Below are 13,928 nucleotides of genomic sequence, written 5' to 3'. Positions count from 1 at the left end.
CTAACGCTTACCGGGCTTGCTTAGGCTGGGTAAGCGTAGCGTCACCCGGCGCTTTTTACGCCTCTTCCACGCTCACACGCAGTGCTGCCAGCGCTTTACGTGCCGCTTTCAGCACCTGCTCGCACTGCTCAATCGTCAGCGTCAGCGGCGGTTCAATACGGATGGTTTTCGAGTTGTTGAGCGTTCCGGCCACCAGTACCCGCTGGCGGAACATCTCGCTCGCGAAGCTATAGCCGATTTCATTGTCGACAAACTCAATTGCCATCAATAACCCTCTGCCGCGTGCATCCTGCACCAGATCCGGATATTCCCGGCCCAGCTGGCGGAAGCCATCCAGCAGCATGTCGCCTTTCTGCTCTGCTTGCGCAGGCAGGTTTTGTTCCAGCAGCACGTTGATGGTCGCCAGCGCGGCCGCACAGGCCAGCGGGTTACCGCCAAAGGTCGTGGTATGCAGGAACGGGTTGTCGAACAGCACCGAGAATACCTCCTCGGTGGCTACCGTAGCACCAATCGGCATCACGCCGCCGCCGAGCGCTTTCGCCAGACACAGAATGTCTGGCTGAACGTTCTCGTGCTCGCAGGCAAACATCTTGCCGGTGCGTCCCATCCCGGTCTGGACTTCGTCGAGGATCAGCAGGGCGCCAAACTCATCGCACAGCTGACGCACGGCAGGCAAAAAGCCCTGCGGAGGCAGGATCACGCCGCCTTCGCCCTGAATCGGCTCCAGAATCACCGCCGCCACGTCATCGCCGGTTTTACGGCATTCACTCAGCGCGGTGCGCATGGCGTTAATGTCGCCGAACGGCACGTGGCGGAAGCCCGGCAGCAGCGGCATAAACGGCTTGCGGAAGGTGGATTTAGCGGTCGCCGACAGTGCGCCCAGGGATTTACCGTGGAACGCGCCGCTGGTGGCAATGAAGGTGAATTTCCCACGCGGCGACTGGTACGCTTTGGCGAGTTTAATCGCCGCTTCGACCGATTCCGTGCCGCTGTTACTAAAGAAGCTGTATTTCAGTTTGCCGGGCGTTAAGGCCGCCAGCGTTTTCGCGAGCATGGCGCGAAGCGGGTCGAGCAGTTCCTGGCTATGGAGAGGTTGTTTCGCAAGTTGATTCTGTACGGCGGAAACCACAACTGGATTACGGTGCCCCACGTTGAAGATACCAAAACCACCAAGGCAATCGATAAACTCCTGTCCCTGGGTGTCGACAAGCGTGTTCAGACTTCCCGCTTGCCACTCTACGGCTCCGTAATCCCCGCCGGCGGTAACAGATTTGCGATACTCCAGAAATCCTGGATTGACGTGCTCTTTAAAGTAATCGATGACCTCTCGGTTAAGTTGTTTCATCTCCTCATGATCGAGCGTTTGCTTCTCTATGAGATTCAATGCGTGCGCGGTACAGGCAAGAGCCGAGGCGCTGGAAGGTAACCTGTTCAAAATATGCTCCCGGGGATCGCGTATCATATGATACTGGTTTAAGTATTGCAGGGATTACGCCACTTCAGAGGACGTAACGAAAATCGGGATAAACGCCAGGTTAAAATAATGTTGCACAATATTTAATCATGCCGATACAACCGAAACGGGATTTAGCGATAAGGTACAGCATGTGCAGGACGGGGCATAAAAGCGCAATTGCACGAAAGGAGTGCACTGCATGCCACTTAAGCGGGCGTTAACAGGTCATGCTTTGCAGGTAATTTCCAGGAGAAAGTATTTCAAATCAATGAATTATAAATTCTCACAAAAAGTGCGGTTTAAGTGAAATCTGCGATCTCCATCAAGTTTAACAACTAAAGATAAATTGGTTACCGCCGAAAAAACAATTACCCACAAATTTAACATTCAAATAACCTGCAAGGGATGCTCACAATGTCCTCTCCAACCTATGTCACCCAGAATGAATATCCTCTGGACGATGACACCACCTTAATGTCTACCACAGACATCCACAGCTACATTACCCACGCCAACGACACGTTTGTGCAGGTGAGCGGTTACCCGCTTGATGAGCTGACGGGCCAGCCGCACAATATGGTGCGCCACCCTGATATGCCAAAAGCCGCCTTTGCCGATATGTGGTACACCCTGCAACAGGGGGAACCGTGGAGCGGGATTGTCAAAAATCGGCGCAAAAACGGTGACCACTACTGGGTGCGCGCGAATGCGGTGCCAATGGTGCGTCACGGGAAGGTGACGGGCTATATGTCGATCCGCACCAAAGCCACGGCGGAAGAGATAGCCACCGTGGAGCCGCTCTACCGCGCGCTGAATGACGGCAGCTGTAAGAAACGTATTCATAAAGGACTGGTGGTGGGAAAGGGCTGGCTGGGTAAACTGCCGGCCATGCCGCTGCGCTGGCGGGTGCGTAGCGTAATGGCGGTGCTTTTTGCCGTCCTCGCCGCCACGCTGGTCGCCACCTCCGCAGGGTGGATGCCGCTCGTTGCGGCTGCGGTGGTCATGCTGCTGGGGACGCTGCTGTTTGAGCAACAGATTGTGCGTCCGGTCGAAAACGTGGCGCGACAGGCCCTGAGGGTGGCTACCGGGGAGCGCAACAGCGTGCAGCATTTGAACCGCAGTGACGAGCTGGGGCTAACCCTGCGCGCGATAGGCCAGCTGGGGCTGATGTGCCGCTGGTTGATCAACGACGTCTCGAGCCAGGTGGTGAGCGTGCGTGACGGCAGCGACAGGCTGGCCCGGGGTAATGAAGATCTGAACGATCGTACGCGTCAGACGGTAGCGAATGTGCAGCAGACCGTCGCAACGATGAACCAGATGGCCGCGTCCGTGCAGAGCAACTCTGAAACTGCCGCCGAGGTGGATAAACTCTCCGTTGCCGCGAGCAGTGCGGCGACGAAGGGCGGCAATGCGATGCAGACCGTGGTCAAAACCATGGATGACATCGCCGACAGCACGCAGCGAATTGGCTCGATTACCTCCCTGATAAACGACATCGCTTTCCAGACCAATATCCTGGCGCTCAATGCGGCAGTTGAAGCGGCACGGGCGGGTGAGCAGGGGAAAGGGTTTGCCGTGGTCGCGGGCGAAGTCCGCCATCTCGCCAGCCGCAGCGCCAGTGCGGCTAACGATATTCGTAAACTCATCGATGCCAGCGCCAGCAAAGTGCAGTCCGGCTCCGAGCAGGTGCACGCCGCCGGCCGCACGATGGATGACATTGTCGAGCAGGTGAAAAACGTGACGCAGCTTATCGCTCAGATCAGTCACTCCACCTCCGAGCAGGCCACCGGGCTCTCAGAATTAACCCGTGCGGTGGCCGAGCTGGACAGCATCACGCAGAAAAATGCCGACCTGGTCGAGGAGAGCGCGCACATTTCTGCCATGGTGAAACACCGTGCCGGGCGTCTGAAGGATGCGGTAACCGTGCTCCATTGAGTCAGTAAAGTTCCGGAAAAGCCGTTTATTCCGTAAGGAATAAACGGCTTTTTTATGGCTGCTTGTGACTATTAATGTGCTTTATTGTTAATATAATATTAAATAACTAAAAAAAGTACCTCAGTTATTTATTCCTGCCTAAGTCAGTTTCCCATGATGCTGTTTTGCAAAACACGCTTCTGGTGGTCTGGTAACGATCGATGAGACGAAATTAATAGTCTCTGCCTATCCATTGTGATGGTTATGAAATAAAAAAACGATCAAAGTCATAAAGTTAGCGAATTCGTTACCGATAACAGCGATCGTCTGAGAAATAATCACATCGATGGAGTAAATATGTTCTTACATGACGTAAAGATCGGCACGAAATTATTTCTGGCGTTTGGGTTCTTTATTGTCCTGATGGCAATCAGCGCGAGCCTGTCTCTGCTGAGTCTGAACCGGGCAAATAATGGGATGCAATCCATTATTACCCGTGATTATCCGACCACGGTAAAAGCGAACCAGTTAATCGATAACTTCCAGGAATTTATTAGCACTCAACAGCTGATGCTGCTGGACGAGCAGGGAACTTACACGGGGCAATCTCAGCAGCACCTGAAAGAGATCAGCGAGCACATCACGGTGATCCTGGGCGAGCTGAACAACGCGTTGCAGGATGAAAAGTCTCAGCAGGTGCTGGCGGATATCCGTAGCGTGCGCCAGCAGTATCTGGACTCGCGCTATCGCATCCTGCAGGCGGTGCAGAACAACAATCGTGCGGGTGCCATTCAAGAGATGATGACCACCACCCTTGCCGTGCAGCAGGCTTATAAAGCGAAAGTGAAGGAGCTGATTGCCATTCAAAACAGCGAGATGCAAAGTGCAGGCGCGCAGGTAGAAGGGGATTTCAGGTCTAACCGACTGCTGCTGATCCTCATCACCCTCTTTAGCGTCGCGGCAGGCAGCCTGATCGGCTGGTTTATCGTGCGCGCTATCACCCGTCCGCTCGGCGAGGCGGTGAATTTTGCGAAGGCCATTTCAGAGGGCGATCTGACGGGCAGCATCACGCCGCACGGCAAAGACGAAACGGGCTTACTGCTGCATGCGTTGATGGAGATGAAAAACCGTCTGCTGGACATTGTGCAGCAGGTGCAAACCGGCTCGGAGAATATCTCCAGCGCAGCCGCGCAGATCGTTGCGGGTAACCAGGATCTCGCCGCGCGCACGGAAGAGCAGGCAAGTTCCGTTGAACAGACAGCAGCCTCGATGGAGCAGATCACCGCGACGGTGAAAAACACCGCCTCGCACACTGGCGAAGCGACCAACCTCTCGGCAGATGCTGCCACGGTGGTCAAAAACAACGGTGAGATGATGAAGCAGGTGACCAGCAAAATGCGCCTGATTAACGAGACGTCGAACCGGATGTCCGACATTATCGACCTGATCGACGCCATTGCTTTCCAGACCAACATTCTGGCGCTGAACGCGGCCGTGGAAGCAGCGCGCGCCGGTGAGCACGGTCGTGGCTTTGCGGTGGTGGCCGGTGAGGTGCGCCAGCTTGCCCAGAAGAGCGCGTCGTCGGCCAGCGAAATCCGTGAGCTTATTGAGAGCTCCACCAGTCAGACCCAGGACGGCATGAACCTGGTGGAAAAAGCGAGCGCGCTGATCAACGGGATGGTGGGCAACGTGGAAGAGATGGACGTCATCCTGCGTGAGATCCGCCAGGCCAGCCATGAGCAGACGGAAGGGATCTCGCAGATTAACAGCGCGATTGGCCTGATTGATGCCACCACCCAGCAGAACTCCGCGCTGGTGGAGGAGTCCGTCGCCGCGGCGGCATCGCTTAACGAACAGGCGATGCACCTGAAAGAGCTGGTACGCGTCTTCCGCGTGAGCGAACACGCTCCGGCTTAATCCAGCTGGGAGATCTCGAGCGCCGCGCGGTCAATGACGCCGATAATCTGCTTAAGCTGCGCGTCGCTGAGCTCTCCCTGATTCACCTTCAGGTCTAACACCGCTTTAAAGTTATCCAGCGCCCGCTTCATCTGCGGGTTTTTGCGCAGCTGGAAGCCGACAGAACGCGCTTTGATGCGTGCCTGTATGTGCTCAAGCTGTTCCTGGTTCTCATCCAGCCACTGCTGGCCCGTCACGGTAATCGCAATTCGCTTTCTGCCGTTCTCTTCTTCCGTAATGGTGATAAAGGTCTGATCCTGCAGATAATCCAGCGTCGGGTAGATCACCCCAGGGCTCGGGGTGTAATTACCCTGGGTCAGGTTCTCAATCTCTTTGATCAGCTCATAGCCGTGGCTCGCATTGCGGGTCAGGATATCCAGAATCACCAGCCGCAGATCGCCGTGGCCGAAAAAGCGCGGTCGGCGTCCGCCGCCATCATGTTCGTGTCGCATAGTAATTCCTTCAATTTGATATATCTAAACTATATCTAAGATATATTCAGATGCAATCTAAAAGATCTTGCTTTTTTACTGATTAGTAATCATTATCATTTAAAAATTAATTTAGATATATCGTATTCATCAGAGAAGGGGCTAAAAATGGCATCTACCCGTTACCCACAGCGTGTTCGTAATGACCTGCGTTTTCGCGAGCTGACGGTGCTCCGCGTGGAACGCGTGAGCGCGGGTTTCCAGCGCGTTGTATTAGGTGGCGAGGCGCTGGAGGGGTTTAGCTCCCGCGGCTTCGACGACCACACCAAAGTCTTTTTCCCGGCACCGGGGGCGGTGTTTGTGCCGCCCGTGGTGACTGATGAAGGCATCGACTGGGGCGACGGCGTGCGTCCGCAGACGCGCGACTATACGCCGCTGTATGATGAGTCTCGCCATGAACTGGTGCTCGATTTCTTCATTCATGACGGCGGCATTGCCAGCAACTGGGCGGTTGAGGCGAAAGCGGGGGACACGTTGACCATTGGTGGGCCGCGCGGTTCGCTGGTGGTGCCGGAAGATTACGCCTGGCAACTGTACGTGTGCGATGAATCCGGTATGCCTGCGCTACGTCGACGCTTAGAGAGTCTTGCTAAACTGCCGGTTCGCCCAGAAATTCACGCGGTAGTAACGGTCGGGAACGACGCATATAAGGACTATCTGGCGCACCTGAGCGACGTCGACATCACCTGGGTAGTGGGCCACAGCGAGCAGGCGGTGGCGGATCGTCTGGCGGCGTTGACCGTTCCGGCGGAAGAGTACTTTATCTGGCTGACCGGGGAAGGAAAGGTAGTAAAAAGCCTGAGCCGTCAGTTTGACACTGACGCGATTGATCAACAGTTGGTGCGTGCCAGCGCCTACTGGCACGCTAAATAATCAGGCTGCTGAATCCATTTGCGCTTCGTTCACCTGGTGTTCGAGCGAGGCGCGAACCTCGTGCAGGGCTTTCTCCTGCTGAGCAAAGTACGCCTCCATATTGCTCAGCGACGACACCAGCAGCCAGGACTCTTCTTTCTCCAGCTCCGCCAGCTCGTTCACTAAGGTGTCGATTTGCTCGCGTACCTGCGCCATTTTTTTGCGGATACGTTCCAGATCGTTCAGCCTGTCGCTGGCCATCAGCGGCTCGAAGCCCTGCTGCAGGCGGGCGACCAGCGAGCGAATAGCCTTGACGTCGCCACGCTGTTTGGCCTGGTTGAGCTGCACCATCATCGCGTTGGCTTCCTCTTTCAGGTCGTCCGCCACCAGGTCCGGATGACAGAGTTTGCTCGCCTGCCGCCAGAGACGCTTGAGTTCGTTCTGATCTTCTTCAGAGAGGTGCTTCCCTTTGCGCAGCCGCATTTCGACATCGTGATGTTGCTCGCGATACTTCTCGTACTCTTCGTTGGCTTCGTCACGCGCCTGGCGAGCAGGCTCCTCTTCGCGCGTTAAGCCGCTCTCCAGCTCCAGCGCCTCGGCCAGCAGATTAGCAATCAGATTACTTTGCTGCTCCAGATGCTTGCGCGCCTCAGCCGCCTGCACGGAGTCGGCCGGGAGATCGCGCCAGCGCTGGGTGAGCGTCGCCAGCACCTCCACCGCCTGCGCCATATAGCGCTGGCAGCGACGGTAATCTTCCTCGCGACGACGCGCTTCCGCCTGCTGACGACGCAGGTTGAGCTCTGCCAGCGTTTTACGCAGGGCGAGGATCTGCTGCATCAGCGGGCCGAGACGGGAGAAATAGAGATCGTTGAACTCATCAAGCTGCTGCACCCGCGCGTTGCGGCGATCGATGAGATCGCGCAGACGCTCTTCCAGCGCCTTCAGCTCCAGCTTGCTGGCTGCCACTTGCGGGTCGCGCCACGGAGTGATGGCGCGCTGGCCCTGCAGCCAGGCGGTAATGGCCCTGATGGCGGCGGTGTAGTTCTTCTGCTCAAGCGCCACGACGATTGCCTGTAGCTCATCGTCAAACGCTTCATTCTTCAGCCGTGTCAGCTGGCTCTGGATGATGTCGTCATCTTCCAGTTCAATGGCATTTTTAATGATTTCTAGCCGTTTGATCGGTGTGCTCATGATGCCTTTCGCTTTGGCGCTTAAGTATTTGAGTTAAGGGTAGTTGTGGGCAACGCTACAGGAAATAATACACACGGATGATGATCGGCGCGATGGGGGATTTCTTTAGTTTTTAGGGTTTGTGAGGGTGAGCGGCAGGACGGACTACATTTGATTGATTCTGTGTGTGCTTGCACAGGGTGCAGCAAAAAATCAGAGGAGGAATATAGCCTGGCGAATGCCAGGAGGAAAACTCAGGGGACAACAAGGGGGCACCCGTCATTCAGCCAACAAAAAAGCCACTCATTCGAGTGGCTTAATCATATGAATTTAAAGCTAAAATTTGGTGGCCCCTGCTGGACTTGAACCAGAGACCAAGCGATTATGAGTCATATTAATAACGCGTTTCATCTTTGTGCATTTTTCATCGCCATGATTTTATTTTGTTTAATAACATGGTGTTAATTCATTTTCGTTGTTTCATGTTGTGCTGTGTTTTGGCCTTCAGTATCATCCTTACGTCACCCACTACGTCACCTGTAAATGTTCAGGTAACGTAACACCGAAGGACTGAAAAAGGCTATGTCTGATAATTTAACTGTCTCGCTGATAAGCGGCTTAAAGCCGAAGAAAACTGCCTATTATGAGTGGGACAAAAGTGGTGAACGCGGGGCAGGGCGATTAGGGGTGAAAGTTGAGCCATCAGGCCAGAGAGTTTTTTATTATCGCTACTTTTGGCAAGGGAAACGGCAGTTCATTCTGCTAGGGCGGTTCCCGGAGCTGTCACTGGCACAGGCCAGGCAGCAATGTAAAGAGCATGCGGGTCTTCTTAAAGAAGGAAAAGCACCCAAGGCTGAAATCGCGGAACAACTTTTAACTGCCGAACAGCAACAGTATGAAGACCAGCTCAAAGGCAGCATTGAGCAACTCATTTTGGGGTACACCACCAAAATGCGTGAAGACGGTAAACGTACCTGGCAGCAGGTTCTGTACCGGCTGGAAAAAGAAACCTACCCATTTATACCTAAAGCAACAAAAGCACGTGACGTTACACCTGCTCATATCAAACAGATTCTGGCAGCCATTATTAAACGAGGTGCCTCGGTTGAAGCAAACCGTGTCCGCTCTTATCTGATGGCAGCCTTCAACTATGGATTGAAAGCTGACAACGATCCGGCAAACCATCAGCAGAATGTGATGTTTGGTCTTCAGATGAATCCAGTGGGCGTCATACCCAAACAATCCTCAGCGGAGAAGGCAGGGACAAACTGGCTCAAGCTGGATGAGTTGCAGCAGCTGATGGGGGATTTCCCTAAAGCTTCAAAGGTAGGTTCGTTAATTAGCCAATTGCTCAACTTGTGTGTCTACACTGGTGGTCAGCGGCCTCATGAGCTGGTTTCCAGCCGTTGGGATGCTGTTAACTGGGAAGAGAAAACGCTATTGGTAGTGGCGGGTGTGTCGAAAAATAAAAGGGATCATCTGGTGCCCTTGACTGACTCAGCTCTTGAGATACTCGAAAGGTTAAAAGCTGAAAATCTAAATCAGAGTCCTTACATCTTCCCGCAACGAACCAAGCCAGAGCAGCATTTGCGCACAGACAGCTTTGCACAAGCCATCATCTATTACCGGGAACACTTTGCGCTGAGCCCATTTTTTATTGCGCGTGATATTCGTCGTACCTGTAAGACCCTGATGGGCGAAGCGGGTATTGCTAAAGACCTGCGTGACCGCATTCAGAACCATGCTCTACAGGATGTGAGTTCTAAACACTACGATCGTTACGATTACCTAGTTGAAAAGCGTAAGGCTCTCGAGATCTGGGAGTCTCGGGTGAATAACCACCAGCAACAGCAGGAAAACAATGTCGTTAACCTGTTTGGGCAGAGATAGAGGCTTAATCGGATCTCTGGATTTGCTGGCGAGGCCGACGTTCTTCGCCAGTGTTCGGTTACGTTTGAGCTGTCGCTCAATTTCTTGCACGGGTTTTCCGGTTTCAATGGCTGTAGAACTGGCAACGGAACGATAGATTTGTGCCGGGGTTACTTGATATGGCGGAACTAATTTTTTCATGATAGTCACTTAAATTAATTGTACCTTTATTATTTGATGCTAAATACAATCAGCGAAAATATTAGAGGTGACGCCATCCCCTCACCTCTAATATAAAAATATCTAATATTTATTACATTGTGATTCCTGCAGGAGCAGTTTTTTTATCTAACCCGGATTGCATACTTTTTCCTACATTATCACGACGGAAATCAAACATGTTCATTTCAAACGTACTTATAGCTACCTGATCATTGCCATGAACATGAGCAATCAAACGATTAAACGGCTCCTTGTAAGGTGCTTTAGCGTAAGATCCGCCGAATTCCCCTGAGTTAACGAGCACAACATGCTGGTACATATGATAATGCAGTGCTTCAACCATGGAATCGAATGTATTAACATCCCTGTTTAATGCTGCCACAAGATAAGCATTTGATTTATCCCTGAGATCTGCACTTAGTGCGATGTCGGTTGCGTCATAACAAATGGAGCCTGTGAGAATAAATCCTTTTTTATCAGGGAATTGGGGGTGAACAAGTTCAAGCATCAATTGGTATGGTCTCCAGGGTTCAACCCGGCCTTTCTCATCTTCCATCATATTATGCTTGCCTTGAAGTCTTATCATTTCTTTCTGGCTGCTATTGCTTTTAGGTGGGACAATCCAAACGGCACAATTATTTGGTCCTTTGATTCCAGGTTGCTCAATAAATGTCAGGCCCGAGTATATGATTGCATTGGTTTTTCTAGATAAGGCGATGAGTACATCCAAATCGTCACTATGTACAGCGAGCTCAGGCCATACTATTAAATCAATGTTCTCTATTTTTTCACCATGAGTTCGTTGAGTTGTTTTTTGTGCAAGCGTGTGTTTTACAACTAAATCAGCCACTTCAGCAACATGTCTGCGATGAATCACTCTATATTTTGCGGAGTTTAAAAGAAGTCCATGGCTGGCAAAATCTTTCGTTGCAGGCAGTTTTGACTGGACCATAGCAACTGTTAGGGCTTTTTTCGAGTCAGACCAGTCGAACTGTATTTTTTCTGTAAGTCCCGGAGTTCCTGATAGTTTGCAGTAATCCTGCTTAAGCTTACTCAGCCGAGCATCAACTAGTTTTCTGACAGCATCTACTGTAAAAATTGCTGGCCATTGATATCCATTATCACCCACTGAAATTCCCGGCCAGGCAAGCAACTTGGATAAGAGTGTGGTAAGCCAACCAGAAACCTGAGAGTTCTCACCGGCAATGGACTCAGGTGTTGTCATCATCCCCAATTGACGTTTGTCTCTACTAGTTTTAATACCCCGATAACCCTGTTTGGGGGAAATTGCTTGACCAAAATCTGTCCAGTCTTGTTTGCCGAGTAGTACTGATCGGATGCACATGGCAACTCTATACAATATTTGAGTGTCTGCATCATCCGTGAAAATAGAATCGACCCATCCCGATGATTTGAATAATTTTGCATCCACATCCATTCCTGCATCGAAGACATTCGATGTTGGAGGGTTGGAGTAGTTATGAAACGTTACTTTAGTGTTTGCTACACTTATTTGATAATCTTTTTTATTATCCAGGCAAACAATCCTGTCCAATAAAAGGGCTTGCATCAGTTTTAATGCCATTATCTCATTGGAAAATGGGTTATCAGGTCTTGATATGATTCTAAGTAATGAGTGACTACTTTTTATCATGCCTAAAGAAGTCGCCAAAGGTTGTATATCTATATGACATTCATTAATTATTGTTTTCACGGAGTCTGAGTTTAGCCACCTCTGTTGTAAAGGTCGTGAATGATAAACTAAGAATTTAAACAATGATAAGTTTTGATGTGATATTATGCTAACTGTTTTCTTCAATTTTATGACGTGTTTTTTGTCATAAATTCTTTCGCACAAAGAAGCACATGAGCGAATAAATGGTTTGTTATCTTTAACTAATTGACTAGCCAGCAAAATACATGAGGCTATAGTCTTGCTATCCATTTTAGTGGGAAGTGTAATTGTTCTAAAGCCTGATGCCAGTTTTAAGATAAGATCATGCCTGGCATCAGTGCCATTTTTTTCTAATGTATTATCTAAACGCACAAGCAACAGAAAACTAGCCTGATTAATTAACAGGTTCCAAGTTTCGTTGTCAGAGGCGCTGCGCTTATTAATGAATGTCGCGGCACAATGTTGTATTTTTTCAAAGTACCCATCCACATTGGCTTGCGCAGGGAATGCATAGGTATCTTTTTTATGAATAGTCATTGCTGAATGTCGAAATATTTCAGCAAGGCAATAAGTAGCTACAGCACTTTGTTTTTCATTATCGCTTTCAATGAGGGTGCAAAGCTGTTCAAGTATAGGGTCTAATAGCTTAGGATCTGGGAAAAGTTCCAGTCCTTTCTTGAGTAGCAGTGCCAGTGACGGGTCATGGCTCCAACAGACAATAAAACGCCGTGCCAAACGTTCTTGCAGATAATCCCATTCCCCGGCAATAACATCCCCATCAGTATCTATATCCTGCGAGGTGAAATGTCTTAATTCTTTTAGTATCTTACTGATTTTATTTGCAGAAAAACGCTTGAGGGTATCCTCCCTGACATCGAAACGGTCTTTTTCAATCTCAGCTAATCGATTTGATTTACCATTTTTCGGTGGTTCAAAATCGGTTTTTGTTAGACTTAATAATGACTCAAGATGCCCAAGTTGTTCGTTGGCGCTATCCATTGATATTGGACCACTTAACTTGGTCTGGATGTTTTCTAGGCTGCGTGAGAGGCCCGCTGATTTACCTCTAAAAATCTCTATTTTTGTTTTTTTAGGGTTAATTATCAGTCCAAGATTATCTATTTCATGGTTAAGGAGATTAGTTATTGCATCATTTATGAATTCGGTATTATTATTTTTTTGTTTTTTAACCTTAACCACAAGTCGCATATCATCGACATATCGACAGTAATCAATAAGTTTAATGTTATCAGCGATGTTTGTGTTGATTTTATTTTGCAGGAATAGATCTAATTCAAGTAAATAAATATTTGAGAAAAATCCTGCGGCAACTAATCCCTGAGGGATGCCTTTGGGTATTTCTTTTACTTCGTCCGACTTACATAGGCCATAATTCTTTATACTAGATGCAGTCCAGTCCCAGTTTGTAAAACATTTAAATAAATGATTGATGAGAGGGTTTTCTTTATTGTTTATTGGCTCACTGATATGGCTTTTTATCTTTTGAATTAGAGTCTTCCTGTTTACTAAATCGAAAAACTTCGCAAGATCTAGTTCTATGATGTAAACGGCTTCGTCCGGCGAAATTTCACTTTGCGCTTTTGACGCAAAATGATAAGGCCTGTTTAAAAATTTCCGATAGTCAGTGAAATATTTACTATATGTCACTGTTGCACCGAAGCTATGCTCTGCTTTATCGTCAATATACTGACAATAAAGTCTATTTCCGTAATTGACGATACCTTTCTGGTGGACGATGTCATAGCTGGTGTCTGGGTTTCCTTGCTTGGTTTCTATTGTATTGGCTAGGCACATCATGACTAATGTCATGATGGTTTGTTCAGCTATGGGTATATGGGCAAGGGGGCGTAGGGTAAGTTCTTTTTCATCACAAGGTTGCCATAGAACCTTATTTTCGACAGTCTTAAACTCCCATTTACAGGCTTTTGGTACAGGAACAAGTTGTAGCTCTGAAAATTTAAATTTTTTTTTGTCCTGCATTCTTTTGACCCAATCTTTACAGTGCTGCATTAGGTCCAAAGCCGACAGGTCTAGTTCAAAGTTGTCAGCATACCAATTTGTGGTACGTATGTAGTGATGGCTTTTCTTCCAGGCTAGGGCCATGAGCAGTGGATCGGTAATGTACTCATCTGTTAACTGAAGCTCTTGATACTTTTTATTAATAATTGGCATGGTTTTTGTTTTTAAAGGTTTGTGATTGTTTTTTTCTGTTTTCTTCAAAAGTAGATGTTAATGCTTTTTAATCTTAAAAGTACATGTCAGCCCCTGTGACCCCCATCACCATTGTGTTTCAAACTGATGC

Annotated in this window: 8 protein-coding genes; 4 read left to right on the top strand and 4 right to left on the bottom strand. The window is 49.6% G+C overall.

Annotated features, from left to right (window positions below; genetic code table 11):
• Window positions 1-55: 55 nt before the first annotated feature.
• Window positions 56-1,435, bottom strand: a complete 1,380-nt coding sequence (ygjG, locus tag L383_RS08745; protein ID WP_023331346.1) for a putrescine aminotransferase — start codon at window positions 1,433-1,435, stop codon at window positions 56-58.
• Between the two features lie 435 nt (window positions 1,436-1,870).
• Here ygjG and L383_RS08750 point away from each other — a divergent pair, with 435 nt between their 5' ends.
• On the top strand, window positions 1,871-3,391 hold the full coding sequence (locus tag L383_RS08750) for a methyl-accepting chemotaxis protein (protein ID WP_023331345.1): 1,521 nt from the start codon (window positions 1,871-1,873) through the stop codon (window positions 3,389-3,391).
• 336 nt (window positions 3,392-3,727) lie between these two features.
• A complete protein-coding gene (locus tag L383_RS08755) occupies window positions 3,728-5,287 on the top strand; it encodes a methyl-accepting chemotaxis protein (RefSeq protein WP_014885301.1) in 1,560 nt (519 codons plus the stop codon).
• Here L383_RS08755 and L383_RS08760 read toward each other — a convergent pair.
• Window positions 5,284-5,778, bottom strand: coding sequence for a PadR family transcriptional regulator (locus L383_RS08760; RefSeq protein WP_014885300.1), 495 nt, complete (start codon window positions 5,776-5,778; stop codon window positions 5,284-5,286). The genes L383_RS08755 and L383_RS08760 overlap by 4 nt on opposite strands.
• A 147-nt stretch (window positions 5,779-5,925) precedes the next feature.
• On the opposite strand from L383_RS08760, the gene L383_RS08765 reads away from it, so the two are divergent.
• A complete protein-coding gene (locus L383_RS08765) occupies window positions 5,926-6,690 on the top strand; it encodes a siderophore-interacting protein (protein WP_023331344.1) in 765 nt (254 codons plus the stop codon).
• Here L383_RS08765 and L383_RS08770 read toward each other — a convergent pair whose 3' ends face one another.
• On the bottom strand, window positions 6,691-7,860 hold the full coding sequence (locus L383_RS08770; RefSeq protein WP_023331343.1) for a coiled-coil domain-containing protein: 1,170 nt from the start codon (window positions 7,858-7,860) through the stop codon (window positions 6,691-6,693).
• 561 nt (window positions 7,861-8,421) lie between these two features.
• Here L383_RS08770 and L383_RS08775 point away from each other — a divergent pair.
• Window positions 8,422-9,729, top strand: coding sequence for a tyrosine-type recombinase/integrase (locus L383_RS08775; protein ID WP_023331342.1), 1,308 nt, complete (start codon window positions 8,422-8,424; stop codon window positions 9,727-9,729).
• Between the two features lie 292 nt (window positions 9,730-10,021).
• On the opposite strand, the gene L383_RS08780 is transcribed toward L383_RS08775, so the two are convergent.
• A complete protein-coding gene (locus L383_RS08780) occupies window positions 10,022-13,846 on the bottom strand; it encodes an RNA-directed DNA polymerase (RefSeq protein ID WP_226882703.1) in 3,825 nt (1,274 codons plus the stop codon).
• Between the last annotated feature and the right edge of the window lie 82 nt (window positions 13,847-13,928).

The organism is Enterobacter sp. MGH 37 (assembly GCF_000534515.1).
GTDB lineage: Bacteria > Pseudomonadota > Gammaproteobacteria > Enterobacterales > Enterobacteriaceae > Enterobacter > Enterobacter kobei.
Note: the sequence above shows the minus strand (reverse complement) of the source record. Positions and strands in the feature narration are given on the sequence as shown.